General features: G+C 36.2%; 28 protein-coding genes. 12 read left to right on the forward strand and 16 right to left on the reverse strand.

Going from position 1 to position 26479, the window contains the following annotated elements; genetic code table 11:
* The first annotated feature begins 80 nt into the window (after positions 1 to 80).
* The 4 genes from JN11_RS00865 to JN11_RS24300 all read left to right on the forward strand — a co-directional run bounded on the left by JN11_RS00865 (position 81) and on the right by JN11_RS24300 (position 2268).
* Positions 81 to 959, forward strand: a complete 879-nt coding sequence (locus tag JN11_RS00865) for a helix-turn-helix domain-containing protein (RefSeq protein WP_144908713.1) — start codon at positions 81 to 83, stop codon at positions 957 to 959.
* Between the two features lies 1 nt (position 960).
* On the forward strand, positions 961 to 1383 hold the full coding sequence (locus JN11_RS00870) for a DUF983 domain-containing protein (RefSeq protein ID WP_144908715.1): 423 nt from the start codon (positions 961 to 963) through the stop codon (positions 1381 to 1383).
* A gap of 141 nt (positions 1384 to 1524) precedes the next feature.
* The gene (locus tag JN11_RS00875; RefSeq protein WP_144908717.1) at positions 1525 to 1839 is read left to right on the forward strand and encodes a hypothetical protein; all 315 of its coding nucleotides are present in this window, start codon (positions 1525 to 1527) and stop codon (positions 1837 to 1839) included.
* A gap of 279 nt (positions 1840 to 2118) precedes the next feature.
* Positions 2119 to 2268, forward strand: a complete 150-nt coding sequence (locus JN11_RS24300) for a hypothetical protein (protein ID WP_170227666.1) — start codon at positions 2119 to 2121, stop codon at positions 2266 to 2268.
* A 941-nt stretch (positions 2269 to 3209) separates the two neighbouring features.
* On the opposite strand, the gene JN11_RS00880 is transcribed toward JN11_RS24300, so the two are convergent.
* Together JN11_RS00880 and JN11_RS00885 are read right to left on the reverse strand one after the other, a co-directional pair.
* Positions 3210 to 3539: a hypothetical protein gene (locus tag JN11_RS00880; protein ID WP_144908718.1), complete on the reverse strand. Its 330-nt coding sequence runs from the start codon at positions 3537 to 3539 to the stop codon at positions 3210 to 3212.
* Positions 3540 to 3732: 193 nt separating this feature from the next.
* Positions 3733 to 5568, reverse strand: coding sequence for an ABC transporter ATP-binding protein (locus tag JN11_RS00885; protein ID WP_144908720.1), 1836 nt, complete (start codon positions 5566 to 5568; stop codon positions 3733 to 3735).
* Between the two features lie 139 nt (positions 5569 to 5707).
* Here JN11_RS00885 and JN11_RS00890 point away from each other — a divergent pair, with 139 nt between their 5' ends.
* From JN11_RS00890 to JN11_RS00900, 3 genes are all read left to right on the forward strand, one after another.
* A complete protein-coding gene (locus JN11_RS00890) occupies positions 5708 to 6349 on the forward strand; it encodes an HAD family hydrolase (RefSeq protein ID WP_144908722.1) in 642 nt (213 codons plus the stop codon).
* Between the two features lie 121 nt (positions 6350 to 6470).
* On the forward strand, positions 6471 to 7757 hold the full coding sequence (locus JN11_RS00895; protein ID WP_144908724.1) for a DUF2851 family protein: 1287 nt from the start codon (positions 6471 to 6473) through the stop codon (positions 7755 to 7757).
* A gap of 1 nt (position 7758) precedes the next feature.
* Positions 7759 to 7980, forward strand: a complete 222-nt coding sequence (locus JN11_RS00900) for a PspC domain-containing protein (RefSeq protein ID WP_144908725.1) — start codon at positions 7759 to 7761, stop codon at positions 7978 to 7980.
* 157 nt (positions 7981 to 8137) lie between these two features.
* Here JN11_RS00900 and JN11_RS00905 read toward each other — a convergent pair whose 3' ends face one another.
* Positions 8138 to 8497 (reverse strand): DUF1493 family protein, encoded by a 360-nt coding sequence (locus tag JN11_RS00905; protein WP_144908727.1) that lies wholly within the window; start codon positions 8495 to 8497, stop codon positions 8138 to 8140.
* A 94-nt stretch (positions 8498 to 8591) separates the two neighbouring features.
* Positions 8592 to 9101 carry a GNAT family N-acetyltransferase gene (locus JN11_RS00910; RefSeq protein ID WP_144908729.1) on the reverse strand — a complete coding sequence of 170 codons (510 nt, stop codon included), beginning with the start codon at positions 9099 to 9101 and terminating at the stop codon, positions 8592 to 8594.
* A 170-nt stretch (positions 9102 to 9271) separates the two neighbouring features.
* Between JN11_RS00910 and JN11_RS00915 the strand changes: the two genes are divergently transcribed.
* Positions 9272 to 9454, forward strand: coding sequence for a hypothetical protein (locus JN11_RS00915; protein ID WP_144908731.1), 183 nt, complete (start codon positions 9272 to 9274; stop codon positions 9452 to 9454).
* Between the two features lie 42 nt (positions 9455 to 9496).
* On the opposite strand, the gene JN11_RS00920 is transcribed toward JN11_RS00915, so the two are convergent.
* Entirely contained in the window at positions 9497 to 9832 is a 336-nt protein-coding gene (locus tag JN11_RS00920) for a cupin domain-containing protein (protein ID WP_144908732.1), read from the reverse strand.
* 451 nt (positions 9833 to 10283) lie between these two features.
* On the opposite strand from JN11_RS00920, the gene JN11_RS00925 reads away from it, so the two are divergent.
* The 3 genes from JN11_RS00925 to JN11_RS00935 all read left to right on the forward strand — a co-directional run bounded on the left by JN11_RS00925 (position 10284) and on the right by JN11_RS00935 (position 11904).
* Entirely contained in the window at positions 10284 to 10538 is a 255-nt protein-coding gene (locus tag JN11_RS00925) for a hypothetical protein (protein WP_144908734.1), read from the forward strand.
* A gap of 143 nt (positions 10539 to 10681) precedes the next feature.
* Entirely contained in the window at positions 10682 to 11584 is a 903-nt protein-coding gene (locus JN11_RS00930) for a DnaJ C-terminal domain-containing protein (protein ID WP_144908736.1), read from the forward strand.
* Between the two features lie 41 nt (positions 11585 to 11625).
* A complete protein-coding gene (locus JN11_RS00935) occupies positions 11626 to 11904 on the forward strand; it encodes a chaperone modulator CbpM (RefSeq protein WP_144908738.1) in 279 nt (92 codons plus the stop codon).
* Positions 11905 to 11917: 13 nt separating this feature from the next.
* Here the strand turns inward: JN11_RS00935 and JN11_RS00940 are convergent, their stop codons facing one another.
* The 11 genes from JN11_RS00940 to JN11_RS00990 all read right to left on the reverse strand — a co-directional run bounded on the left by JN11_RS00940 (position 11918) and on the right by JN11_RS00990 (position 24762).
* On the reverse strand, positions 11918 to 13600 hold the full coding sequence (locus JN11_RS00940; protein WP_144908740.1) for a MutS-related protein: 1683 nt from the start codon (positions 13598 to 13600) through the stop codon (positions 11918 to 11920).
* 184 nt (positions 13601 to 13784) lie between these two features.
* Positions 13785 to 14561 carry an enoyl-CoA hydratase/isomerase family protein gene (locus tag JN11_RS00945; RefSeq protein WP_144908741.1) on the reverse strand — a complete coding sequence of 259 codons (777 nt, stop codon included), beginning with the start codon at positions 14559 to 14561 and terminating at the stop codon, positions 13785 to 13787.
* A gap of 269 nt (positions 14562 to 14830) precedes the next feature.
* Positions 14831 to 15526 carry a LytR/AlgR family response regulator transcription factor gene (locus JN11_RS00950; protein WP_144908743.1) on the reverse strand — a complete coding sequence of 232 codons (696 nt, stop codon included), beginning with the start codon at positions 15524 to 15526 and terminating at the stop codon, positions 14831 to 14833.
* The gene (locus JN11_RS00955) at positions 15519 to 16562 is read right to left on the reverse strand and encodes a sensor histidine kinase (protein ID WP_144908745.1); all 1044 of its coding nucleotides are present in this window, start codon (positions 16560 to 16562) and stop codon (positions 15519 to 15521) included. The genes JN11_RS00950 and JN11_RS00955 overlap by 8 nt, the downstream gene beginning before the upstream one ends.
* An 18-nt stretch (positions 16563 to 16580) precedes the next feature.
* A complete protein-coding gene (locus tag JN11_RS00960) occupies positions 16581 to 17801 on the reverse strand; it encodes an acyltransferase family protein (RefSeq protein WP_144908746.1) in 1221 nt (406 codons plus the stop codon).
* A gap of 124 nt (positions 17802 to 17925) precedes the next feature.
* Positions 17926 to 19593 (reverse strand): PAS domain-containing sensor histidine kinase, encoded by a 1668-nt coding sequence (locus tag JN11_RS00965; RefSeq protein ID WP_144908748.1) that lies wholly within the window; start codon positions 19591 to 19593, stop codon positions 17926 to 17928.
* Position 19594: 1 nt separating this feature from the next.
* A complete protein-coding gene (locus tag JN11_RS00970; RefSeq protein ID WP_144908750.1) occupies positions 19595 to 19918 on the reverse strand; it encodes a circadian clock KaiB family protein in 324 nt (107 codons plus the stop codon).
* Positions 19919 to 19926: 8 nt separating this feature from the next.
* Positions 19927 to 20217, reverse strand: coding sequence for a circadian clock KaiB family protein (locus JN11_RS00975; protein ID WP_144908752.1), 291 nt, complete (start codon positions 20215 to 20217; stop codon positions 19927 to 19929).
* Entirely contained in the window at positions 20207 to 21952 is a 1746-nt protein-coding gene (kaiC, locus tag JN11_RS00980; RefSeq protein ID WP_144908754.1) for a circadian clock protein KaiC, read from the reverse strand. Before kaiC ends, JN11_RS00975 begins: the two co-directional genes overlap by 11 nt.
* A gap of 283 nt (positions 21953 to 22235) precedes the next feature.
* Positions 22236 to 23129: a DUF3078 domain-containing protein gene (locus JN11_RS00985; protein ID WP_144908756.1), complete on the reverse strand. Its 894-nt coding sequence runs from the start codon at positions 23127 to 23129 to the stop codon at positions 22236 to 22238.
* 340 nt (positions 23130 to 23469) lie between these two features.
* Positions 23470 to 24762, reverse strand: coding sequence for an NRAMP family divalent metal transporter (locus tag JN11_RS00990; protein ID WP_144908758.1), 1293 nt, complete (start codon positions 24760 to 24762; stop codon positions 23470 to 23472).
* Positions 24763 to 24969: 207 nt separating this feature from the next.
* Here JN11_RS00990 and JN11_RS00995 point away from each other — a divergent pair, with 207 nt between their 5' ends.
* Positions 24970 to 26466, forward strand: coding sequence for an ATP-binding protein (locus JN11_RS00995; protein ID WP_144908760.1), 1497 nt, complete (start codon positions 24970 to 24972; stop codon positions 26464 to 26466).
* The last annotated feature ends 13 nt before the right edge of the window (positions 26467 to 26479 follow it).

Here is a 26479-nt window from a genome sequence, read left to right on the forward strand (position 1 = left end):
CAACACTCAATAATTGAAAAGTACCACAATAACAGTAAATATTACCACAAAAGTAGGGGTATTGTATTTAAATTTGTGGTATGATGCAAAGCCCACCAGTATATGATATCTGCACCTTATCTGCTTTTAAGGAGAACGATATCATTATTAGCAGGTTTGAGCCATATTTAAACCATCATATAAACCTTAGCGCACCTCATCGGCATACTTTTTATCACTTATTACTTTTCACAAAGGGGGCAGGCAGCCACACCATAGATTTTGAAGAGTTTGAAGTAAAACCACATCAGATTTATTTTATGATTCCCGGACAGGTACATTCATGGAATTTTAAGGGTTTTACAGATGGATATATCATTAATTTTTCTGATTCATTTTTTCAGTCACTTTTGTTGAACCCGGCTTATATTGAAAGCTTTTCATTTTTCAATGGCAGTGTGAAAGATGCTGTAATCAATCTACCACTGGACAGCTTTAACCGGGCATCAAAATTATTGGAAGAAATAATTGAGGAAGCGGAAGGTAAAAGAGTAATGAGTGCTGATTTAGTAAGGTTGTTAATGTTGCAGTTATTTATAGCTATAAGCCGTTTAAGTGTTACTGTAAATAATAAGGGCCCAGCATCTTATAATCAAATTCTGTTAAAGAATTTTCAAAAATTGATTGAAGATAATTACCTCAGCCTTAAGCTGCCAAAAGAGTATGCTGATTTATTATATATTACCCCAAATCATTTAAACGCCCTATGTAAAGATCTATTGGGCATGCAGGCCGGAGAGGTGATCAGGAACAGAACGTTGCTTGAAGCTAAGCGTTTACTTACCAACCTGCAATTAAATATCAATGAGATTGCTTTTAAGCTCAATTTTAATGACAACTCCTATTTTACTAAATTTTTTAAAAAGCTTGAAGGTATAACCCCAGAAGAATTCAGAAGAAAAATACTTAATCATAATTAACATGAGCACTACTGATAATAAATATCCGATGTGGCCTGCCATTGTACATGCCAAATGCCCTCGTTGCAGAAGGGGAGATATGTTTACAACACCTATGTACGGTTTTAAATCACAAAAAATGAATACCACCTGTCCTCATTGTGGTTTGGTATTTGAACGCGAACCCGGTTATTTCTACGTGGCTATGTTTGTAAGCTATGCCTTGTTTGTTGCCGAAATGGTAACATTAGCTGTTGCAATATCTGTTTTGTCGGGAAGTAGAAATCCATGGGTGTATGTTTCCATAATTATAGCTGTTGGCGTTGCTTTGTCCCCATTTAATTTTAGATACTCAAGGGTATTGCTTTTGCACTGGTTAACTCCCGGATTACATTATCACCCGGAAATGAGTGAGGATATTATTAAAGAAAATAGCGTTAAATAAGCCCGTTTAAAGATTAGGAGCATCTTCTTGATGAAGAAGGTGTTTGTAACAAAATGCTGCTATTTGTTTGTATAATGTCTAATTTTTTCCTTTTCATTACAATTTCATCTCATCCTTATAACTTTGAAGCATAAACTATTGATGATGAAAAGTGCTCACCCAAATAGCTGGCCCCAGTTTAGTAATATCCTTTACATAGGGGATGAGCCAAAAACATGCCTGTCTATTATTGAAAAATTCAATAAGCAGCTCCAAGAAATAGAAAACATGTATAAAGGATGGTTTATTGGCAGAAATGCTAAAAACAAATTTTCACAACATGATAAGCTTCAATATCATATTCACTACCATTTTGAAGGAGGAATAGCCATTTTTAAATTCGGTAACGAAGATGAATTACCAACATATATCCGCAATGAATGTTTAAATGCCTGCAAAAATTTAGCAGTAGTTTAATCAGTTAAAACCTGAGGTAGTTGTGCTGGTTTAAATTTTATTAACTTCATCATTTACAGCTTCTTTTAGTTTATTCAAACCAGTTTCATAATATAATAATAAGCCTGAGTTTAGAGGATTCTACCTGTAAATTCAGGCTTATTTGTTATGATTTTTTAATCTTAAATATTTTTTTTCAATTATATATGTAACCTTATGAAATTATAAGCCGTACAAGACCACATAATTTGATAAATTATATTACTGATAAATTATTTGATAAATTAAGATTAAACAATCATGGAAACTAAATTAAACAACTTTAAAGCTGATTTTAACAACGTATTTGTTGAGGGTAATGCAAACGCTATTCAAATGGCACGCGTTTTTGTAATACTTGCTGTACCGGTTTTAATTATCTGTCTTACAGCTTTGCACTCAATAAAATAATATTAATAAGCTATTAACAATATTAATTGCTTAATTGCCAAAAACATAATAAGCCGATAACATAAGGTTACTGGTTAAAAATTGAAGGCTTACCCCGCTATCGGTAGTATAGTTCGATTGACTATCAAACCTCTGGTGGTTGTATGATAAACTACCGATATTAACGGCTAAGCCTACCTTTTTGGAAGGGTAGTAAACAAAATCAGCATTTATTCCTGTCTGCGAATAGTGAGAACTTGAATTATAATTGGATGAACTATTCGAAGAATAAATGCTATTTGAGTTGCTATATTGGTAAAGAAAATAAGGCCCTGTACGTATCCCGATCTTATTGTTAAATAAGAAGTATTTACGTAAATGAATTGTAGGGCTGTAAGTTTTATTTATAGTTTTGATAGTTCCGCCAGGGGTACTAGGGTCATTTTGATGCTCGGTTTCATCGCCAAATCCAATGCTTGCTCCTATATCCAGGTTCTTGGCTATAAAGTAACTATAACCTGGGATGGTTGTAAAAGAAGTAGAATTTGTGGATCCAAATGATATCGGATTTTGACCTGTATAAGTATAATTCTGACTACCGGAATAAAAGCCAAAGCTTAATCCAAGGGTTTAGTCGCCCTTTTGGGTTTGCGTATTTACCGTTTTAATGATCATTAAAATTAATGCAATAACGATTGATAGTTTTTTCATAATTTATTGTGTTTAGAAAACTAAACGAAGAATATGAACTAATATTTTAGTTTATATTCTGAATCATGAAATAGTTATTTATTGCATCGTGAATTGAAAGATTATTTGTAGTAGGTGTTGGTGTTATTTGTCTGGAAAATAAATGTTTATATAATATATCGTAGGAGAAGCTCTTTTCGCCATAAAGCAAAACAGTTATTACATTACTGCAACAACTGTATGCCCTAACTAAACTAATTACTTAACTAAACTTATTTTTCCTGAATTATATTATTGCTGGTAAGATTGTACTGTTGAATTATATCGTAAGGATTATTCAACAAATTACTTCTATTAATTTTTTGTAAAATGTGATAAGGCCAATAGGAGATATAAGCCATATGAGAAATCTTACTATTTGGTGTACTTTTCTTTTCTGATAATACAGGTTTGTCCTTTTCTTTATTTTTAACTGTATTTATTTTTTTGTTTTCAAATGGGTTTTCTTTTCCTGTATCAATTGATGGAAAAAAACGTGCACATTGAATAAGTATCAATGAAGAAGCTACGAAAAACATGAAGTAAAGTATAAGTTGTTTCATAGGATGCTTAAATAGTTACAAGAGTATCTTCAAAAATTATTCCAATCCGGAATATCTTCAAAAATAAATGAAAATGCCTACTGATTAATTGGGGCTTTTACGGTATTTGCCTGCGTATTTTTACGTTTTTTTTAGCTGCAATCATACTAATGTATACGTTAGCAACAAGCAGACAGTTTGTGTTTTTTAAATTTTATCTGTAGCCCAGAGCCTGGAGATTAAATAATTCGGCATAACGGCCATCTTTTTGAATGAGCTCTTCATGGGTGCCAATTTCAATTAATTGTCCTTTTTCAAGGACTAAAATCCTGTCTGCCATACGAACTGTGCTGAACCTATGGGATATTAAAACAGCTGATTTACCGGTTGTTAGCTCAGCAAAGCGTTCAAAAACGGAATATTCGGCACGTGCATCGAGTGCGGAGGTTGGTTCATCTAATATTAACAATTGCGCATCTCGCATGTAGGCCCTCGCAAGCGCAACTTTCTGCCATTCGCCGCCTGATAATTCAACTCCCTGAGCAAAACGCTTTCCTAATTGCTGATCATAAGCCGCGGGTAATTTAGCCGCCAGTACATCAGCCAAACTTTGCCTTGCTGATGTCTCTATTAATGGACGATTATATTGTTCACTTATTTTACCCACCGCAATGTTTTGGGCAAAAGTCATTTGGTAACGTAAATAATCCTGAAATATAATGCCGACATTCAATCGTAGATCAACCAGATCATAGTCCCGTAAGTCTTTTCCATCTAACAGTATTCGTCCTTCAGTTGGGTCGTAAAGCCTGGCAAGTAATTTTACAAGGGTAGTTTTTCCGGCTCCGTTTTCGCCAACAAGCGCCAGTTTTTCGCCGGGATAAAGGGTAAAACTTAAATGGCGATTTGCCCATCGTTCAGCATTCGCATATTTAAAACCAACATCTTCAAATGTAAAACCTTGTTGTATCTTTTTTGGGAACGGAAGAGGATTCTTAGCCAGTTTTATCTGAGGTTCAATCTCAAAGAATTCGAAAAAATCACGCAAGTAAATGGCACCTTGTGAAACAGCTGTAAAACGGCTTAAAATTCCTTCTAGTAGAGTTCGCAATTGCCTGAATGAGCCGGCTAAAAAGGCAAGTTCACCTATTGTAACGCTACCATTTACCGCTCTTATTATTATTACCACATAAGCAGCATAATATCCTAAGCTTCCCAGCATAGCAAATAAGGTACCCCATAGAGAACGCTTTATTGATAAGCGTTTATTTTCGGCATAAAACTTATCCGATAGTTGTCTGAATCGCTCAATGATAAATCCGGACAGGTCAAATATTTTTACTTCTTTGGCTGTTTCGTCGCTTGCGCCCAAATATCTTAAATAGTCAAGTTCTCGTCGCTCAGGTGTTTGTCCCCTTGTAAGCGCATAACTTTGATCATTAAAATAAGATTCACCCAAAAAGGCCGGGATAATTGCTATTAATAATAATACAATCAACCATGGATTAAATGCCATTAGTCCGGCAGCCAGAAATACCATGGTGATAAGATCCTGAACCTGGCTCATCACCTGCGAAAGTAATACAGTGCGGCCTACAGTTTGCTGCCTGGCCCGTTCAAGCTTATCATAAAATACTGAATCTTCAAACTGGTCCAGGTCAAGTGTAGCTGCGTGAGCCATTATTTTTACAGAAGTATGGTTACTGAAAAGATCACCCAGCAATGCATCCATAAGGGTAATTGCCCGGCTCAATGCATCGGTAGATATAGCGAGACCAAATTCGAGCCCTACTAATTGCCACAAATAATGTGTGTCGGCATTGTGCTGATGACTCAATTGTAATACCTGATCAATAATAAGTTTTCCAATATAGAGTAAGGCAACCGGCATAGCTGAACGGGCAATGCGCAATATTGCATTAGCTATAGTTAACCAGCGGTTGGTTTGCCATACCAATAAAAAAAAGGCGGGTAAATTACGTAATGCAGCCAGGCGTTCTTTTAAAGTTAAAGGCTCGGTACGTACATTTTTTTGCGGTCGGCTATTCAAAATTGCTGTGTTTTATTTGTAAAACTAAAGAATTTAAATGCGCGTTTAAGTATTACAAATTATTGTGAGTGAATAATGACAATAATGGTTATGTGTAAAAAGGATAAAATCTGCTACTTTTGCCGCCATATTTATAAGCATGAGCTCTTTAAAAAATAAATTCGACAGTATAATTTTCGATCTGGACGGCACCCTTTGGGATAGTACAAACAATGTTGCCCTGGCATGGCAGGCTGCTATGGATCAGGTTGATTATGTGGATGAGTTAATGACACGCGATAGGGTTAGATCAATTACAGGTTTAGCTTATAATGTAATATTCGATAGATTATTTCCCAACCTAGATACAGAACAGCGTACAGAACTGATGGGTATTTGTGCTAAAAGTGAACTGGAAATATTACATACAAAAGGTGGTGAATTATATCCTGCGCTAGAAGAAACACTGGACTATCTTACATCAAAATATAAATTATTTATAGTGAGTAACTGCCAGAACGGATATATTGAAGTGTTTTTAAAACTAAGCGAAATGGGGCATTATTTTATAGGCCATCAATGTTACGGAACAAAAGGAAATCCCAAATCCGAAAATATAAAAGATATTGTTAATGATTATCAGCTTACGGCACCAGTATATGTTGGTGACACCATGGGCGATTTTGACGCTGCTACAAAAGCAGGCGTTCCATTTATTTTTGCAAACTACGGTTTTGGTATTGTTGAAACCGGACAGGTAGCCACCATTAGCACCTTTAGTGAGTTAACAGAACTGTTATAAGCTACAAATCCTGGACGCTGCATTAAATTGGAAAAGATTATCTGAAACTGATGGTTTTAGTTTGTATGTTTCAGAATAAATAAACAAATTTACCTGAACACTAACCTGTCATTACAACAGCATGATATTTCCTGAAGACTTTTTGCATTATGTTTGGAAATTCCGGCTTTTTGAGCGGACTGACCTGAAAACGAATGATGGTGAAGATTTAGAAGTATTTTCTGTAGGGTTTCATAATTCAGATTCGGGCCCCGATTTTCAAAATGCAAGGATAAAGGTAGGGGATACTGTTTGGGCAGGAAATGTGGAGGTACACCTGTCATCATCCGATTGGAAAAAACATGGACACAATTCTGATGATGCTTACAATAATGTGATTTTACACGTTGTTTACCGCGACGATGTCCCGCTGGTTTTACCTGATGGCCGCAGAATACCTACCCTTGAATTACAAAATCGTATACCAGATGATTTATATATCAAGTATCACCAGCTCGTTTTCGGCAATCAAACCATTATTCCGTGTGAAGCTAATATAGGCACAATAGATAGCCTTACCATGCATACATGGCTTACAAGGGTATTGGTTGAGCGGTTAGAAAAAAAGTCGGCTGCGGTAATTAATGCACTTAACCTTAATCGAGGTGATTGGGAAGAGACTTTTTATCAGTTTTTAGCGGCCAATTTTGGATTTAAGACCAATGCATTACCATTTGAATTGCTTGCCAAATCATTACCTCAAACTATTTTGGCAAAGCACAAAAATAGTTCCATGCAGATTGAGGCGCTTATATTTGGGCAGGCTGGATTTTTAGTGGGTGAGCCACAAGATGAATATCCTTTAAAGCTGAAAAAGGAATATGAATTTTTGAGCAAGAAATATGGATTACAAGCTATTGAAAGCCATTTATGGAAGTTTATGCGATTGCGGCCCCCAAATTTCCCGACAATAAGGCTGGCACAATTTGCTGCATTAATAGTACATTCTAATCATTTATTTTCGAAAGTGTTGGATAATAAAGAAGTAAAAGGATTGAGAGACCTTTTTACTGATATACACGTTAATCCATACTGGGAAACCCATTATAGGTTTGATGTTGAATCAGCTCCATCAGCAAAAAATCTGGGGTCGTCATCAATTGATATTTTACTTTTAAATACATTGGCATTGTTTTTATTTAGTTATGGTAAACATAATCAGTTGCAGCATTATATAAATAGGAGCTTACAATTATTGGAGAACTTACCAAATGAAAACAACAATATTGTGGCAGATTTTGTTAACTTAGGAGTGAAAATAAATACTGCATTTGAATCGCAGGCATTGCTTGAATTAAAAAATAATTACTGTAATAATAAGAAATGCCTTCAATGCAGCGTTGGTAATAAGATTCTAAAATTAGTGTGATATGTTGCAAAGGATTATAACTTTTTTTGAAAGATACTCATTTGGTGTTTGTACTTACCTGGGTGAAAAGTTTAATATATCTATCGCCAAGATAAGACTGTTTTTTATATACTCTTCTTTCCTGGCTGTTGGTTTTCCGCTTATATTTTATGTTTTTGCCGGAATAGTATTGGATATCCGCAATTATATTAAAAGGGCACATACGAAAGTTACAGACCTTTAAAATTGCAGGTTTTTAACCGCAGGTTGGGGTTAAAAACCACTGCGGGGCACTTAGCAAACTCATAAAATGCAGACCGTTGCAAGCTGACCACATTATATTCGTTCCGTCCGGCCCGGGACCAGAAAGATTGCTTTATGCCCCACAGTGGTTCAGTAGTTTATATTAATTTGCCGGAGTTTACAGCCTCCTGTAAGTTGCTCACCTTAAATTTAGGTTTATAAAGTCTGTTTGATAAACGCTTTACCCATTGCGATTTATAACCAAATACCGATCTGATTACTTTTACACTTGCTGAACCTGTTGGATAACCATATTTATACCAGCTAAATTTTGACTGATCTATCCTGAACGTTTCAGCAAATTCGGCAATAAAAAGGTCTATCTCAATATCAACAATGTCCAAGTCAAGATCAATGCTGGTATCCAGGTTTAACGCATGGGGATCAACTTTCCTAATCTTGTACCTGGTACAGTAATCAACTATAAATTCTTTTAATTGAGGATGTATCTCTTCCATTTAAATAAATAGTTTTCGGATCATTTGATTAATGAGACGACAATATTTCGGGAAGGTTGCACCCAAACTGCTTTTTGTGCAGGAAATGAATTTTTTAGATGGATTTTTCCATCACTATCAGTTCAATGTACTGTTTGGGGATACCGAATTTTTTGTCGGCGTGGAAGGGTAAAATTTCACCAGTTGCCTTATACCCACGGCGCTCATACCAGCTAATCAGTTCATGGCGTGTACTGATTACTGTCATGCTTAATTGGTTAAGGTTTAACTGTTTGGCATAATCCTCGGCTGCCATCAGCAATTTGCGGCCAATACCGCTATTTTGAAGCAACGGCGAAACGCTAAACATACCAACATATAGTTTAGGCTGGCGGACTTCCAAATAAACAGATCCGGTAATTTCGCCAGCTTCATTAGTGTTTTTAAGAATAGTAATATCTGGATTGTTAAAATAAGAAGTAAGTGTTTCTTCATCAATCCGTAACCCATCAAGTATATCGCTCTCAGTAGTCCAGCCTTTTTTGGAAATTTCGCCGCGATAAGCACTATTTACTAACTTGTTAAGTTGAGGGACATCACTAATGATAGCTTTTGTTATTGACATATTCTTAAAGAAAATACAAACCTAATATTTTTGACAGGCTGTACAATATTTATTGACTTGACAAGTTTTATGTTTTGTAACATTAATGATTACATTGATATTAATAAAAACCTTTTTTATATTTCGGGGTTTTATTAATAATCTTAGTGACCAATTAGGATAGTTGAAAAATGAAATCATTTATAAATAAAAAAGTTATGAAGTTTTTAAAAGTGTTTCTATTAATTATAGTAGCCATGTTTACCTTCGGTAGCGCTATGGCTCAAGTAGCAGTTAGGGCCAGAGTTGGCGGTCCTTATCCTCACCATTTTCACCATCATCATATCCGCCATCATCGTTATCATCACCGTTAGTAAAATTAAACAGCCTTGCTAAATAAGCAGGGCTGTTTAATTTTAAAGGTTTTTATAATCGTCTCTTGCCGGGCTAAAAATATCTATCAGTTTGCAATCAGTTATAGCGGTTCCGCTGTGCCATACTTCAGATGGGATAATTGCGAATAATTCTGAATCAAGTATCTGAGGTACATCATTTACCGTAAGTTCAAATTTTCCTTCAATTACAAATGAGCATTGCTGATGGATGTGCCGGTGCCTGGGCAATGTGCAGCCTGCTTTTACTTCAATAAAATTGATAGTATTGGTTGCTGTATGAATTAATTTGGAGAAAAAGCCCGGAGCTATTTCTTTAGCTTCAATATTGCTGAATTGGTGAAAAATGGATTGGTCCATGTTGATTAAATGGTTATTTTAAAGCAAGCGCCCTGATTAAGTTCGCTTTTAGTAGTTAAATTAGGCCTCGTGAGGTTGTATCCAACAGGTTGCTTCGATAAAGAAAGGTCTTGTAACCTGTTGCTTTCATTTTCAGGAATTCTGGCTGAAATAATAGTCGGCTCAATCTTAACAATAATTGTTACCCGCAATTAACAATCAAAAATAGAAATAATTGTATCTTGATTTTCCATTTTATTGCAGCTTTAATTACGGGTGTTTTTTAATTAAAAGTTTTAATAAATAAGTCCATATATAGTTACGAAAAAAAAGAGTGTGAGGTTTCTTGGTTTTACCCAAAAAGTCACTGATAAAAGGAGATTTAAAATAAAACAAACTTTATTTAACAGATTAGCTTCTTATATTTAAGAATATGCTTTTTGACGAGTATATTTAAATAGAATATAATACTATGAAATTTAAGAATTTAGTTATCATACTTTTAGTGGCCTGTATGATGCAAACTGTAAGTGTAAAGGCTGATAATTTTAAGCTTGGCAACATAAGTATTCAGTTGCCACCACCACCAAGGCGCCCACCACCACCACCGCCATTACATATCAAAAATCCATTCAGGCATCACCATCATAGCAGAAGGACCCATCATGGAATATCCATACATTTGCCACCGCATCCAAAAGGTCCGCCGCCACCGCCAAGACCATAAACTAAAATATTAAAAATGATACTACTATTATAAAAGCTCTTCACCTATTTGATGAGCTTTTATAATTTTGATTTATTAGTAGTATGAGGTAACTTGTTGCATAGTGAACCTGGAACTATAAATACTTTTACCAATTTATTGAAATGGCATTTATTGATTATTACCAAATTTTAGGCATTACAAAAACAGCCACTGAAAAAGAGGTTAAAAATGCTTACCGTAAGCTTGCACGTAAGTATCATCCGGATTTGAACCCTAATGATGCTGAAGCGAATAAGAAGTTTCAGCAATTAAATGAAGCTAATGAAGTATTAAGCGATCCTGAAAAGAGGAAGAAATACGACAAATATGGAGAAAACTGGGAACGTGGTGAGGAGTATGAAAAATATACTCAACAACAGCAAAATAGCAGACAGAGTACCTATGGTGGTGGGCAATCATCAGGTTTTGAAGGTTTTGGCGGTGATGATTTTTCTGATTTCTTTCAATCCATGTTCGGGCAGGGCGGAGGTTCAGCAAGAGGGCGGCAAACCAAATACCGTGGGCAAGATTTGAATGCCGAATTGCACCTTGACTTGAAGGAAGCTGCTGAAACACATAAACAAGCTTTAACGGTTAACGGAAAAAATATAAGAATAACTATACCTGCAGGTGTTGAAAACGGACAAACTATAAAAATTGCAGGGCATGGGGCTGCAGGCGCAAATGGCGGCCCGGCAGGAGATTTGTTTATTAAATTTATTATTGCTGATGATCCTCATTTTAAAAGAGATGGCAGCAATTTATTTACTACTGTTAAGCTTGATATTTATACTGCAGTACTGGGTGGTGAAGTAATGATTGAAACACTGAATGGCAAGGTGAAAATAAAAGTAAAACCCGAAACCCAAAACGGCACCAAAGTTAAGCTAAAAGGGAAGGGCCTGCCTGTTTACAAAAAGGAAAACGAATTTGGTGATTTATATGTGACTTATGATATTCAGATACCTGTTAATATTACAGAAAAGCAAAAAAAACTATTTGAACAATTAAAGGATGAAAGTTAGGATCAAGGGTAAATGAGGACGTAAATAATAAACAAATTAACATGACCAATTTAATAGCCACCACAGAAATATGTACCTACCATAATGTAACGTACACTTTTATCAGCTCGTTAAATGAAGCCGGACTTTTGGAGTTGGAAGAGATTAATCATACTACTTATATTACCGAAAGCGAACTGCAAAAACTTGAAAAAATGATTAGAATGCATCAGGAGCTTGAAATAAATATTGCAGGCATTGAAGCAATAACTCATTTATTGCAAAAAGTTGAGCAAATGCAGGAAGAACTGCGTGTTTTGAAAAACAGACTCAGAAACTAAGTTTTTGATGGCCTTAAAGCAGGTATTTTCGCTTTAATTCTTCGCTTACTATATAAGCATCTTCTACTATTGATTCGGGGAATCCTATAGTTTCTAAAATTGCAATGCCATTTTTATTCTTTAGTACTCCTGTTTTTATTCTGTAATCAAAAACAAGGCGAGTATCACTAACAGATTCTTCAAACGAATAAACAGCATATTCATTATCCAGCAGGTCCGCCAGTTCCAGATCATGTGTTGATACGTAAAGGAAATTTTTATTTTCAGTTAAATAATTAAGTACTGACTTTGCTGCAGCTATCCTCTCAATTGTATTGGTACCCCTAAATATTTCATCAATAATAATTAAGCTTTTAATAGGCTCATCAGCACCGCTTTGGTTAATAATATCCAATATAGATAGTGCTTCTGCCTGGAAATAACTTTTGTTTTCGCTCAACTCATCATTGGTGCGGATGCTGGTTTGTATTTTAAGCAATGGTGCCTTGTAAGCTTTTGTACAGGTGGTGTAAATAGTTTGTGCCAGCAAAGTATTTATTGCTATTGATTTAATAAAGGTAGTTTTACCAGACATATTTGACCCAGTTATCAAAACACCTTCGTCAGAATGAGTATGAATAGAATTTGGAACACAATTATAGATTAATGGATGATACATTTCCTGCAGATCCATTTCCTGCTTTTCGGTGAAAAATGTAGGTTTACTATAAAATGGTAAACCCGAGCGAACGGATATAACAGCAATAAGACTATCAATTTCTGCCACGTATTCATATATCACTTTAATATTATCACGGTATTTATTGATTCGTTTTACCGATGTAGTAAACATCAGGGGCTCAATAAGAAATAATCCTTTTATAAACTTAAAAATGGCATAGCTTAAAGTTTCGGGGTCATCGGCAAGCTTGCTTTCAAAGCTTACCAGTTTTAAAGTGCGAATAAGACCTGATAGCTTATTTATACTCTCTTTAACCTGTTCATCAGCTTCAAAACTTACTTTTTTTAATAACTTTTTGGCAACATTGTTTAATATTACCAATTGTGGTAATGAGCGGGTATAGGTTGATATTTTATTTCTTGTTCCGTAATGAACGGCAATATTACTTGCAATTAATAGTAAAAGAACTCCAAAGCAGGCCAGGTTGGGTACCGCAATTAAGGATATGATTAAGCCAACAATTGCTATACCTGATATGCGAACGAAAAACCTTAATGGAGCGATCATTAACCACTCATGTTTTTTTAAGAACAAATCTGCAATGTAATAAGCATCTATATTGTTAAGTCTGGCAAGCTCCATCTCAAAGCTTTCAAGATCTGGTCGTGGTAAATTGAACTTTTCAACTTTTTTATCAAATCTTAATAAGTTTTCAATGTTGGTTTCAGGAATAAAAAGCTTTTTATATAAATACTGCTTACCAGGTTTAGAGTTTGCACGGTCAATAAAATTGAATAAGTTATTCAGGTCAAGATCTTCAGCTGTTACATATGCCAATTTAGCAGGATTATCTTCAGCGTTTAAATAGGCAGCAATTAGCTTGAAATTTCGCCTTGCATTTACCGGACGAGCCCATTTATTTCTAATTCTTTCTAGTTTTCTTGCCGTTCTATTGCGTTTATCGTAATAATTATAAACGTTAAAACCAACAAGAATAAGTGCAAGTACCAGTACGGTGACTAACCAATAAAACATATTTAAGCTAAGTGAAAAGTGTTGAAATATACTCTTTAAAAAAACCTACTGTAAATCTATTTAATCTTTAACAATAACCAATAGTTATATTGGTAATTAATTATAAATATAAGTATGCTTTAAAGGAGTATGGCTTTGTACGTTTATAACTGTTTAAGTGTTATTGTAAACTTTTGATTTGGATCTATTTTTTATTATTTAAAAAACCTGTTAAAGCTTGCTGGGTAAATTCTGAAAGCACTAATTCTCCACTAATTGCTGCACGGTGAGTTAGTAATTGATCCCAGTCTGCAGTGCCTTCCCATAAAATCTCTTTTAACCCATGCAAGGCTTCCGGATGATAGGAGGCCAGTTTTTGAGTAAGCTCAATTAAAGCAGAGTCAAGCGAATCAATATCCGGATATATCTCATTGTATAAGCCCTTTTCTTTGGCCCACTGTGCTGTTTGGAAATCAACCGCACGGATAGTAAGTTGTGAAAATGCAGACAAACCTATTTTGCGGATAACTGCCGGCGATATAACAAAAGGGCCTATACCGATTGCCAATTCGCTTAACTTTATTGAAGCAGCTTCAGTTGCCAGGCAGTAATCGGCAGCACAGGCGATACCAACGCCTCCTCCAACAGCTTTACCCTGAATACGTGCAATGATAATTTTGGGCGATTTACGACATGCATTTATAACGTTTGCAAAGCCAGAAAAAAATTCTGCACCGGCTTGTTTATCTTTTATCTGTAATAGTTCATCAAAGCTGGCTCCGGCGCAAAAAGTTCTGTTGCCTTCACTTTTGAGTACAATAATGCGGGTTTGGCTATCACTTCCGGCCTCATTAATTTTTGCAGTTAATTCATCAAGTAATACCGCCGGTAAGGAGTTTTGAGCAGGATGGTAAAAGCTGATGGTAGCAATACCATTTTCGCTGATGTTTAAAGTTACAGTTCCGTTATTGGTCAAGGACATGGGTTTATCCGGGTGAATGGTGTTTTCAAATTTAAATAAAATATGGATGATTTATTGCGATCTGTCTGTCCCACAAAAATACGGTACAGAATGGTACACGTGATGTGTAATGAATCAACAGGTTACTGAAAGTCAATTAGTTATGCATGATGATGGGCCATGCTGGGACAAAATGGGCTAAATTTTGCAAAAAACAAGGTTCTTGTCGGGACAAGAATATTGCTTTTGTTGTGGAAACATCATTGATTTGAAAACCTCTTGTTAGGATGTTATTTTACTATCACCCCCAAAACTTCTTCACGTAAATATTTACTAACTGGCACCTGGTGTTTTTGAATGTGCAGGGTATTGCCTTCTATACTTTCAACTTTGTTGATGGCTGCTATGTATGATTTATGTGTTTGAATAAATTTCCCTGCGGGTAGTTTCTCCAATAAGGCTTTTATAGTTGTATGAATAATAAGTTTTTTATTTTCAAGATGTACGGCCGCATAGTTTTCCATCCCTTCGATAAATAATATTTCATCAAAGCATATTTTTTCCAGCTTGCCATTGCTTTTTGCAAACATGTAGGGGATCGTTGCCAGACTTTTATCTTCTCTTACAGCAAAATAGTCACGTGCTTTCCAGGCCGCCTTTAAAAAGCGCTCATATGATATGGGTTTAAGTAAATAATCAAGCACATCTAATTCAAAACCTTGCAGGGCATACTGTTCATAAGCTGTTGTGAATATTACTTTTGGCGGTTTGGATAATGCCCTGATAAATTCAATACCGGTAATATGAGGCATTTGAATATCCAGGAAAAGTAAATCTACAGGTTGTTGTTGGAGCATGTCGCTTAATTGGATAGCATCTTCACAAGTACCTTTCAAGTCAAGGAAGCCTATTTTTTCGATATATCCCTGCAAGCCTTTGCGGGCAAAGGGTTCATCGTCAGTTATGATGCAGGTAATGTTATTCATAATCTAATTTTAATTCAGCAATAAAAGTTCCGTTTTCTTTTGCAGTAAACAATGAATGTTTTTGCGGATAAAGCAGGTCCAGCCGTCGCTTTAAATTTTCGATGCCAATACCACCTGTCCGGATTATTGGCGGGACAAAATCAGGTATTGAATTCTCAACCCTAAAGATGATCTGGCCATTATCCAGTTTTGCATCTATTAATAAATTGTAATTGCCGCCAATAAATTTAAAGGCATTTTCAACCAGGGGAAGAAATAATAGCGGGTAAACCAACTGGCCATTCAATCCTTTATCAAAATTAACTTCTAATTGCAATTTATCACTGCTGCGTATTTTTTGCAGGTCGATAAAGCTTTGCAGATATTCTATTTCGTTCATAACAGGTACCTGTTGCTGCTGGTCATACAATTGGTATCGCAGCAGCTCAGAAAATTTTTCAATGCTGTTTTTTGCCCCCTGCAGGTCATCATCCATCTGAAAATAAATGGTGTTGAGCGCGTTGAACAAAAAATGCGGATGGTATTGTGCCTTTAAAAATTTAAGCTCAGTTTCCAGGTGCTCGTTGGTCACTTTTTCTAATTGTAACTTATTATCTACATAGGCATGCAACCATATACTGCTGCGGGCCATGCCATAATATACTATGGCATAAAGTGTTGGTATCATATTAATGTCGGCTATATCCGCCCAGGATATCCAGAAGGGATTCCAATCCTGGTGCAAGGTTATATCCATCGGTACAAATACAATATTTACCAATATAAGGTTAACAGCTACCAATATAACCAGTTCTTTAACTATACCCTTGTAGCTTAATTGTGCGGGCCAATGTTTGTTATAATAGTTGAAAAGTCTTTGGAAAAGATAAATCGCAGTATAGCCAACAAATATAGAGCAGGTTATTTCAACAGCATTTATGTAAAATTGCCTTTCCCAAAACCGTTCCTTTACGTCGGTATCATGCAACAGCCTTACGGTAAAATATACCAGCAGGCCGTATATTGCGGGGAAAATATATTTTCTGAAAAATTTCATCAGTTCAATTTACAAATATCAGGCAGAAAGCGCTGCAATCTCTTTTAAATTTTGAGGCTCATTTACACTATCTGACTTTTTTTCTGTTTTTGATTTCGGTTTCATACCAAACAGAAAACGGGTAACAGCATATGGACGTACCAGTAAGTGATAAATTCCAACGGTGATAAAAAGGGTCATAGCAACCGTGTACAAATACTTTGATAAAATACTTTCATTGGGTACTTGCACAATATAATATACCAGCACTACAATAACAGTTTGGTGCAGAATGTAAAAAGGATAAACGGCCTGGTTTAAATAATCAAGCACTTTGAGTTTACGATTCAGGTATTTTTTACCATACCCTACCAGTGCTAATACCCATCCCCATGCTACTATAGGGGGGAGTATGAAAAATAAAGGATTAAATGCATCAGTATGGAATGGCCACGCTTCATGGCCAGGTTCAATTTTATTCCAGCGTAAATAATCGAGCAATAAAAAGCTTAAAAAGCCAATAGTGAGGGCGAAGCGACGGTTGCGTTCAAGGCTATCCATCAGTTTAGACTGGGTAATACAGATAAAACCCGCCAGAAGGAAAAACAACCAGTAAACAAAGTAAACACCATCATGCACAAGGTCATTGGTTTCAGGATGGTTTTGGGCTAACAAGGCATACCAGATAATGCCGGGTAGCATAATCAGGTAAATCCATTTACCGTTGGCCAATAGTGCCAGTTTGGCTTTTAGAGCAACGCTTTTTGGTGATGCCATCCAGGCGAATAATGGTGCGAACAGGATATCATATATAAATAAGTATACAATAAACCATAAATGATGCCAGCTAAAACTACCCTTAGGATAAGGAACAAAGTTGAACACCGTTTTATAAAAACCCCAGAAAGTGCCGGTATATCCTTTGTCTAGCCATTCCATATAAATTTGAGGGGGTACAATAACCAGCATGCCGAAAAGTACCGGAATAAACAGTCTGCGGAATCTTAAGCCTATAAAATTCAGGCTGCTTCGGCGTTGCATCATAAAATAGCTTACTGTGCCCGAGATGAAAAACAACAGCGGCATCCTGAACAAATGCAGAAAGAGATTTGATTCCATCATGAGGTAGCTGGTATCGTGGTTTTTGATGTGCCATGAATTTTCCGCTACGTATGGCATGGCCGAATGGAAGAATAATACTCCCACTATGGAGAATATTCTTAACCAGTCGAGATAGGTTTGGCGTTGTGAGGTTTCCATTGTTTTGAATTTTTCATAAAGAAACCTCACTATTGTTAACTACAGAAACATTTTTGACCACCGGACGAATTTTGGTGACCACCGGAAAATTGATTGCCGTTTGATTTGCTCTTTACTTAAATTTTTACTCTATTAAGGGTAACTCAAAATAAAAGCGGGCGCCTTTTTTAAGTTCGCCGTCAACGCCGATCCGGCCATTGTGGTTTTGGATTATGCCTGCTGAAATATACAAACCCATGCCTAAACCGCTGGTCATATATTTTTTATCTTCCACACGATAAAAGCGTTCAAAGATCTTTTCCTTCTGATCTTCAGATAGCCCTATGCCAAAATCAATAACTGTTACGCGAACCCAACCATTTTGGGCAGATGTTTTTACAATGATTGTTTTGTTTTCCTGTGAATATTTAACGGCGTTATTTAACAAATTCATTAAAACCTGCTCCAGTCTTTCAGCATTGCCGTTAACCACATAATTATGCCCGTCTTCGTTTATGAATGTATTTTCGGGATAAATATGCTCGGCGTTTTCAATACATGTTTTTATTAGTAGGGTGATATTAACATTAATAAATTCATACTCCATTTTACCCGCTTTTATCTTACTAACATCTAACAGGTCATTTATTAAGAGTTGTAATTTGCTTAAGGCCTTGTTGGCTTTATTAATGTATTGCACTACAACAGGTGGAATGCTTTCTTTTTTGTAGGAGGTAATTAATTGCAGATAACCTTTAAGGCTGGTTAATGGTGTTTTTAATTCGTGACTGGCAATGCCGATAAATTCGTCACGCTTTTCCATTTCTTTTTTCTGATCTTCAATATCGGTAGCTGTACCCAACCAGTAAGCTATTTCGCCATTTTCATTTCGCAACGGTACAGCCCTGTTCAAGTGCCAGCGGTAACTATCGTCTGATTGCCGTTTATAGCGGTTTTCAATTTCAAAAGTTACACCTGATTGCAAACCGGCAGTAAACTGTTCTGAGGTGGATGATATATCATCAGGATGCAGAATATTTCTCCAGCCAAACTGCTGGGTTTCTTCCAGGCTCAGACCAGTATAAGTATACCACTGCTGATTAAAGTAATTAATTTGCCCGTTTGGAAGATTGGTCCAGGTCAGTTGCGGAATGTTATTTGCCAGGTATTTAAAATGTTCACGGCTCACAAACAGTTCATTGGTACGCTCTTTGACAATGTCTTCCAGTTCGTTATTAAGCTTTTCAGTTTGCAAATGTGCCGCAGCAAGTTGCAGGTTTTTTATTCTGAGCTGATTTTCTGTTTCCTTAAGCAGCGTAAGGTCTGTTAGAATAAGACTTAATGCAACGCCTTCATCCAACTCAAGTGTATTACAGGATAACAGGCACGGGATGGATTGATTATCAGCATCAAGCAATTCTATTTCTTCCTTGCAATCTTCTTCCCATGCATTGGCTATGAGGTTGTCATATGTTTCTATTGATGAAGGAGCGATAAAATCATTAAAAACCAAACCGATGGTTTTTTCCAACGGCATTTTTACCATATTAGCAAACCTCGAATTACTATACAGAATTAGTCCTTCACGGTTAATAGTAACTGCGCCTTCATTCATCTTTTGAATGAAAACCCGGTATGTTTGGTCGGCAGTTTTAAGTGTATAAACCTGGGATCCATCGCTATTTTTTACGATAAGCGCATCTACTTGTCCACTACGGATAGCGTCAATACTATCATTAGCTTCTTCAAGTTGTAGCTTTAATTCACTGTTTTCGCTCAATAACTGCTCATATGTTATTTTTGCTTGTTCCATATTATGTGTTTGCTGCAATGCTGAGCCCCTTGAGTACTTTATTTAAATCAGACATATCGCCAATTAATCTTCTTTCCGGAAAAGGGAATTTTTTAATTAGTACTGGTAAGGCAATGATCTGTTCATTCTCAACAATTAATGGCTGCTGATAAACGTCAATTATTTCCAGCTCGTACCTTCCCTTTAAATATGTTTCGCAAATATCTTTTAAGTTGGATATTGCCCGCGATGAATTTGGTGTTGCTCCTGTTACAAATAAACGCAGCCTGTAAATGTCTTCACTAACTAAATTATTTTCTTCAGTAACTCGGTGTTGCTCAATCATTATGGTTACTAATTTACTGGGCGTATATTTAAGCCCACTAATACTTTCTCTTCGTTTGATAGGTCGCCAATAATTTTCCTTATGGGCTCGGGTACTTTACGCACCAATGTTGGTATGGCAAAAATCTGATCGCCCTCGGCCAATTGTGGTTGTACAAGTAAATCTATCACTTCAATTTTATATTGCCCTTTTAAGTGTTCTTCGCAATATCTTTTTAAATTCGCTAAGGCTGTTACTGATTTTGTTGTTTTACCCGCAACATATAGTCTTAGTTCATATTTATTTTCTTCAGATTCCATTATTGTTTTCATTATGCACATCGCCGCGCCTTAATTTAGTTAGGGCACTACGATTGTTTTCAGTAATCTTTTTTACAAGTTCCTCTTCTATTGATATTCTATTCAGTTCTTCTTCGGCCGATTCAAATTCTGATTGCAAGCTTGCAATTTTGGCTTGTAGAACTTTCCTTTTGCGGTCAATTTCCCTGTCTTTCATACTTAGGGCATTGGTGCGTAAAACTTCGCCTGTTTTTTCCTGCAATTTTTGTGCTTCGCGAGCCGAACCTATTAATACACCATCAGGGCCGAGATAAACATCAACCAAATCAATCCCCTTATCGGTAATAATAAATTCACGCACCTGGTTGGAATGTTTCATTCCGCGCGATTTCATGATATACATGCCCCGGTTACGTTCGCCGTTAAATTCAATATCTCTCACTAAAAGCCAGGTGTCAACCAGCGATGAAACACCCTCATCAGTTTGCTCACTAACCACAGAGTTTAGGGTGAGTGCTGTAAACATTACAGTTATTTGTTCTTCCTGTAAAAAGTCTATCAGCCTTATCAGCATGGCTTTTACCTCACTAACAGAACCAATGGTTACTAAATTGGTTATCGGGTCAAGGATCACCACATCAGGTTTAAAGCTTTGGATAATTTTATACATGGCTACCAAATGTTGTTCCAGTCCATAAAGTGTTGGTCTCGAAGCATGGAACATTAGTAATTCATCATCAACATGTTGCTGTAAATCAACACTGATTGATTTCATGTTGCGGATAATTTGTTTTGGCGATTCTTCAAAAGCAAAATACAGGCAGCGTTTTTGTTGCTTACAGGTTTCATTGGCAAAGCAGGCGGCAATACTTGTTTTACCGGTGCCGGCAGTGCCAGAGACTAGAACGCTACCTCCTTTAAAAAATCCTTTTTTATCCAGCATTTTATCGAGCGCCGGGATACCAGATGAGATTCGGTCTGTTGATACCTCTTTTTCGAGTTTTAGCGAAGTTACCGGTAAAACGGAAATGCCATCTTCATCAATTAAAAAAGGATATTCGTTGGTGCCATGTAATGATCCCCTGTATTTTAAGACGCGTAAGCGGCGTGTTGATATTTGATTGATAACCCGGTGATCTAACAATATAACACAGTCAGAAACATATTCTTCCAATCCCTGGCGCGTAAAGGTGTTACCCTCGCCGCGTTCGCCCGTGATAATTGCAGTTACACCTTTTTCTTTTAGCCAGGTAAATAATCTGCGTAATTCAGCACGTAATATTCCCTGATTGGTTAAACCCGAAAAAAGACTTTCAATAGTATCCAGCACAACGCGTTTGGCACCTATACTATCAATAGCGAACCCTAAACGGATAAATAAACCTTCCAGGTCATACTCTCCGGTTTCTTCAATTTCACTTCGGTCAATATGAACGTAATCAAGTTTTAGTTTTTTTTCTTCCTGTAGTTTTACCAGGTCAAAGCCTAATGAGGTTACATTCATAGCCAACTCAGCTGTTTTTTCTTCAAAGGCCATAAAAACACCGGGCTCATTAAATTGGGTAATACCACGAACAATAAATTCGAGCGACATCAGCGTTTTTCCGCATCCGGCCCCGCCGCAAATTAATGTTGGCCTGCCGGTAGGGATGCCTCCTTCGGTTATTTCATCGAGCCCGTTAATACCTGTTGGTGTTTTGGGTATTTGAGGGTAATTGAACACCGTTTTTTTGTTTTTATGATGATGGTTAGTCATTATTAAAAAATAAATAACACAAATAATTAATTTAAATATTATCTTTTACATTAAATTCTATAAATAAAAACAGGCTCAAATTGTTTTTAAATAATTTGTGTTTAAAGGATTTGTTACAAAAAATTAGACTGTGCTGCGTTGTATGCTTTATTGTATAAATTATTGATTATAAATAGTTTATATAATAAAAGAAAGTGGAATGGAGAAAAAAAAATCATCTTATTAAAATAAAACGTGCTTATTTTAATAAGATGATTAAATAGCGTATTTAGAACGAAAAGGTCTAAAATTTATAGGTTAAACCGGCGCCAAAAATCTGTTTTACCTGTAATAGGGAATGATAAGCAGTAACGCCATTGGTAATAACCGGTATTTGCGCTTTAGGGTCAGAAATAAGTTCAACTCCTGCATTTACCGTTACCAGTTTGTTTACTTTCATATACAAATTGGCGGCGTAATCCATATAAACATTTTGGGGTTTACTCAGGTAGTTGGAATAGAGTTTTAATATATTTTCGAAGGATATATTTTGAACCAGGTTAACTTTGTAATAAGCATCTAAAGATGCGCCAAATTCAAAGAGGCTTTTGCTTCCCGGTGTTACACCATATGATCCGATAGAAGAAAGGGAATCATTTTGAACAATAGTGAACCGTGCTGCGGCAGGGGAGATGTTGATCCTGAAATTATCTGACCTTTTATAGGCAAAACCAGGGCCGAAGGTAAGATAAGCAGGTGCAAAGGCGGCCGATATTAATGTGCGGCTATTATTGGCATCATATGAATATCCGTTTGTAAACTGAGTTTGAAAGTTGGCATAAAAGGTATATAACCAGTATTTGGCAGCCTGGTAACCCAAAAGACTGTTTAGTATTATCCTATCGTCATTTTTGCGCCAGTCGGTTCCAGCTTGTTTGCTTAGTCCATAACCCACTATGGCTTTGTTGTCCCAACTCCATTTGTCTTTTTTGTAATCAAAGTCATAATCAAAAACTACGTTTAAAGCCACGGAATTTGCACCACCTGCAGACCAGTTTGAAAAGGAACTTTGATTGATCAGGATAGTATTCTGCCCATGAATGGTCCAGATTTTTGTGGTGTCTTTGGGGGCCGGAGTTTGTGCAAAAACTGCAAAACTAACAAGGGAAAATGCTAAAATAAGTAAATAATGTTTCATAATAAGAAGGTGTTTAATAATTCATCTATAACAAAACTACAAATCGTTTTAAATACCAAGATAATAATTAATATAAATAATTTAACGAATAGGTAATAAACTTAAACTACCCCATGTAATATATTAGTCTTTTGGAAGATGTTTGGGGTAATGAAAAATATACACTTTTTTTGGGGTGATGCTTATTTATAGAAATAAACGGAAAATGTTTTTCTGTTTATTAACCTAACTTTATGTCACAAAACTTGTTTTTCAAAAAGGAAAGCGAGATAACACCTGCTTACTTGGGAAATGCCATTCAGCAAGCGATTGTATGCGTGTTTCCCTATTTAATAAATTGCTAAGATAAAACGGTATAAAACATAGCTATAGCCGCCGCGCCCATAGCTATAAAAGTGATCCAGAGAATGGTTGTAGAGAGCCATCCGCTTTTAAACTCGCCCATTATTTTTTCATTGGCAGCTATTTTAAGTATCAAAAATAAAAGTGGAACCGCTGCAACGCCGTTTAATACCGCTGCATAAACCAATGCTTTTACCGGATCAATCCCAATAAAATTTAATAAAAGGCCAATTATGGTTGCTGCAATTATAATGGCGTAAAAGCCTGGCGCTTTTTTGAGTTTTAAGTTTAAGCTTGCTTTCCAGTTAAGAGCTTCTGAAACCGAATAAGCAGCAGAACCTGAAAGTACCGGTATCGCCAATAAGCCAAGACCAATAACGCCTATTGAAAATATAAGCTTTGATAAAAAACCAGCATGCGGAAAGCTGTGTACTAAGGGTTCAATGGCTTTTGCAGCATCGGCAGCCGTTTTGATGTCTTTAACGCCACTGGCGTGTAAAACAGTTGCCGCAACTACGATAATGCTCCAGGTTGCAAATTCAGAAAATAACATACCGAAGGTATTATCAACCCGCATCTTTCGCACACTAATCCAACTAATATTGATTTTCCCGTTTTTAATTAAATTTTTTTCCGTGTCTTCTTCCACCTCCTGTGATGCTTCCCAAAAAAACATATAAGGCGAAATGGTTGTGCCCAAAACACCGGTAATAATAAAAAAGAATGCAAATGAAAATTCAAAATGGGGTACTACGGTAGCTTTGAAAATTGTACCCCACGGCTGGTGAACTATAAATAAAGTTATAGGATAAGCTAGTAAGGTAATGGCAAGCCATTTTAGTATTTTTGAGTAAACTTTATAATTGGTAAATACCTCGAGCAGCAGAATTATGGTGGTAAATGCTAATGTTAGTACAATAAAAGGAATATGAACCAAAAGCTGGGCCGATGCCGCCATTGCTCCTAAATCAGCACCGATATTAATGGTATTTGCAATAACTACTAAGCCAACAACAGCATAAAGTACGGTTTTGCTATATTGTTCTTTCACAATGGTAGTAATGCCTTTACCAGTTACTAAACCGATGCGGGCACAGGCTTCCTGTACAGCTGTCATTAAAGGCAGCATATAAAGCGCCGTCCATAATTGCCCATACCCAAACTGAGCGCCTGTTTGAGAATAGGTAGCAATGCCTGATGGATCGTCATCTGCAGCGCCAGTAACTAATCCAGGGCCCAATACACGCCAAAAACCTTTAATTTTAGCTGAAATCTCAGTTTTTTTATCCATATTAAATTAGTTTGGTTAAGGTAGTCAGTTTAATCGATTCGGCATAAAACAGGTTACAGTTTTTATAATTAATTTTTGATTGCGGTGTGTTAATTTAGACAATTATTTACTAAACGCAGGACATTAAGATATGTTAGGATCAATTAGTACATTAATATCCTTGAGTTAAATATTATCTTTAACTTGTGATAATTATTATTTCGACGAATGAGTGTTGACGCAGTGACAGATTTACCTGAAAATATTTTTCAGCTGATATTTGAAAAATCGCCTGGCTCATTATTGGTTAAAGCCAATCCTCCTTATTTTACTATTTTAGCCGTAAGCGATAGTTATTTATCCATAACATCCAGTACCAGAGAAGGCATTATTGGTAAAGGTTTTTTCGAAGCTTTTCCTGATGATAAAGTTTATATAGAAGAAAACATACGGGCCAGGCATATATTTAATAAAGTAATAGTTACCCGTCAAAAAATCGACGTGCCAAATTATCGCTTTGATGTAATAAATGAGAAAACCAAAGAAAAGGAGATCCATTTTTGGTCATGCGGTAATACACCAATTTTTGGAGCTGATAACAATGTTGCTTATATTCTTAATACTGTTGTTGATATTACAGAAGAGGTAAATGCTAAAGAAGCTGCTTTAGAAAGTGAAAGCCGCCTTCGGCTTGCTACAGACGCTGCCGAATTGGCAACCTGGGACCTGGATTTAGAAACGCAAACCTTTGTTTATAGTCCCCGCCTTGCCGAAATATTTGGCAGCCCGGTATGTACCGATTTATCTCTTATTGACATCAGGTCGCGCATAAATCCTGACGATATGCAAAATATTGTAATGAAGGCTTACTTTGAAGCATTGGTGACAGGAAATTATTTATATGAAGTTAGAGTTAACTGGCCCAACGGATCGTTACATTGGGTAAGAACACAAGGCGTAGTTATAAAGGACGAGAAGAAGAGGCCCGTAAGAATGCTCGGTACTATATTGGATATTACGGAAAGTAAGCGCGATGAGATCAGAAAAAATGATTTTATAGCAATGGCGAGTCATGAGCTTAAAACACCGTTAACATCCATCAAGGCTTATTTACAAATATTAGCAAAAAAATTGAGCCCGTTACAGGATACCTTTGTTACCAATGCTTTAATGAAAGCAGGATATCAGGTAAATAAAATGTCTGATCTTATTCATGGTTTTTTAGACTTGTCCAAACTGGAATCGGGTAAATTGCAACTTCAGGAGCAGTTGTTTGATATCAATAAACTTATTACAGATGTAATTGCCGATATCAATGCTGTTAGTGTGGGTAACTATATTAAATTTAAATACCGCGAACCTATTTTTATTAATGCCGATAAAGAAAAAATTGAACAGGTTATCAGTAATTTTTTAAGTAATGCTATAAAATACTCTGATAAAGGGAGTAAGATTCATATTGGCAGTAAAAAAGATGAGAGTAATTTGGTGGTATCGGTTGCTGACGAAGGTATCGGTATTAAGCTAAAAGACCAGGAAAAGTTATTTCAGCGTTTTTACAGGGTTGAAAGCGAAAAAATGAAAAATATATCAGGTTTTGGAATAGGGCTTTATTTGGCTAGCGAAATTATACTACGACACAAAGGCCGAATATGGGTTGAAAGCGATGATAATGCAGGTTCCACCTTTTATTTCAGTCTGCCTTTACCCGATGTGTCTAAATAAATAAAGCCTTATG

Source organism: Mucilaginibacter frigoritolerans (assembly GCF_007830615.1).
In the GTDB taxonomy this organism is placed as follows: domain Bacteria; phylum Bacteroidota; class Bacteroidia; order Sphingobacteriales; family Sphingobacteriaceae; genus Mucilaginibacter; species Mucilaginibacter frigoritolerans.

Excerpts from the sequence above, each read along its gene's own strand:
- JN11_RS00895 (WP_144908724.1), top strand. The coding sequence starts at position 6,471 with ATGATATTTCCTGAAGACTTTTTGCATTATGTTTGGAAATTCCGGCTT.
- JN11_RS00875 (WP_144908717.1), top strand. The coding sequence starts at position 1,525 with ATGATGAAAAGTGCTCACCCAAATAGCTGGCCCCAGTTTAGTAATATC.
- JN11_RS00880 (WP_144908718.1), bottom strand. The coding sequence starts at position 3,539 with ATGAAACAACTTATACTTTACTTCATGTTTTTCGTAGCTTCTTCATTG.
- JN11_RS00940 (WP_144908740.1), bottom strand. The coding sequence starts at position 13,600 with ATGTTTTATTGGTTAGTCACCGTACTGGTACTTGCACTTATTCTTGTT.
- JN11_RS00970 (WP_144908750.1), bottom strand. The coding sequence starts at position 19,918 with ATGATTGAGCAACACCGAGTTACTGAAGAAAATAATTTAGTTAGTGAA.
- JN11_RS00995 (WP_144908760.1), top strand. The coding sequence starts at position 24,970 with ATGAGTGTTGACGCAGTGACAGATTTACCTGAAAATATTTTTCAGCTG.
- kaiC (WP_144908754.1), bottom strand. The coding sequence starts at position 21,952 with ATGACTAACCATCATCATAAAAACAAAAAAACGGTGTTCAATTACCCT.
- JN11_RS00920 (WP_144908732.1), bottom strand. The coding sequence starts at position 9,832 with ATGGACCAATCCATTTTTCACCAATTCAGCAATATTGAAGCTAAAGAA.
- JN11_RS00865 (WP_144908713.1), top strand. The coding sequence starts at position 81 with ATGATGCAAAGCCCACCAGTATATGATATCTGCACCTTATCTGCTTTT.
- JN11_RS00890 (WP_144908722.1), top strand. The coding sequence starts at position 5,708 with ATGAGCTCTTTAAAAAATAAATTCGACAGTATAATTTTCGATCTGGAC.
- JN11_RS00900 (WP_144908725.1), top strand. The coding sequence starts at position 7,759 with ATGTTGCAAAGGATTATAACTTTTTTTGAAAGATACTCATTTGGTGTT.
- JN11_RS00975 (WP_144908752.1), bottom strand. The coding sequence starts at position 20,217 with ATGGAATCTGAAGAAAATAAATATGAACTAAGACTATATGTTGCGGGT.
- JN11_RS00935 (WP_144908738.1), top strand. The coding sequence starts at position 11,626 with ATGACCAATTTAATAGCCACCACAGAAATATGTACCTACCATAATGTA.
- JN11_RS00955 (WP_144908745.1), bottom strand. The coding sequence starts at position 16,562 with ATGAAATTTTTCAGAAAATATATTTTCCCCGCAATATACGGCCTGCTG.
- JN11_RS00960 (WP_144908746.1), bottom strand. The coding sequence starts at position 17,801 with ATGGAAACCTCACAACGCCAAACCTATCTCGACTGGTTAAGAATATTC.
- JN11_RS00925 (WP_144908734.1), top strand. The coding sequence starts at position 10,284 with ATGAAATTTAAGAATTTAGTTATCATACTTTTAGTGGCCTGTATGATG.
- JN11_RS00965 (WP_144908748.1), bottom strand. The coding sequence starts at position 19,593 with ATGGAACAAGCAAAAATAACATATGAGCAGTTATTGAGCGAAAACAGT.
- JN11_RS00915 (WP_144908731.1), top strand. The coding sequence starts at position 9,272 with ATGAAATCATTTATAAATAAAAAAGTTATGAAGTTTTTAAAAGTGTTT.
- JN11_RS00990 (WP_144908758.1), bottom strand. The coding sequence starts at position 24,762 with ATGGATAAAAAAACTGAGATTTCAGCTAAAATTAAAGGTTTTTGGCGT.
- JN11_RS00905 (WP_144908727.1), bottom strand. The coding sequence starts at position 8,497 with ATGGAAGAGATACATCCTCAATTAAAAGAATTTATAGTTGATTACTGT.
- JN11_RS00985 (WP_144908756.1), bottom strand. The coding sequence starts at position 23,129 with ATGAAACATTATTTACTTATTTTAGCATTTTCCCTTGTTAGTTTTGCA.
- JN11_RS00930 (WP_144908736.1), top strand. The coding sequence starts at position 10,682 with ATGGCATTTATTGATTATTACCAAATTTTAGGCATTACAAAAACAGCC.
- JN11_RS00950 (WP_144908743.1), bottom strand. The coding sequence starts at position 15,526 with ATGAATAACATTACCTGCATCATAACTGACGATGAACCCTTTGCCCGC.
- JN11_RS00945 (WP_144908741.1), bottom strand. The coding sequence starts at position 14,561 with ATGTCCTTGACCAATAACGGAACTGTAACTTTAAACATCAGCGAAAAT.
- JN11_RS00910 (WP_144908729.1), bottom strand. The coding sequence starts at position 9,101 with ATGTCAATAACAAAAGCTATCATTAGTGATGTCCCTCAACTTAACAAG.
- JN11_RS24300 (WP_170227666.1), top strand. The coding sequence starts at position 2,119 with ATGGAAACTAAATTAAACAACTTTAAAGCTGATTTTAACAACGTATTT.
- JN11_RS00870 (WP_144908715.1), top strand. The coding sequence starts at position 961 with ATGAGCACTACTGATAATAAATATCCGATGTGGCCTGCCATTGTACAT.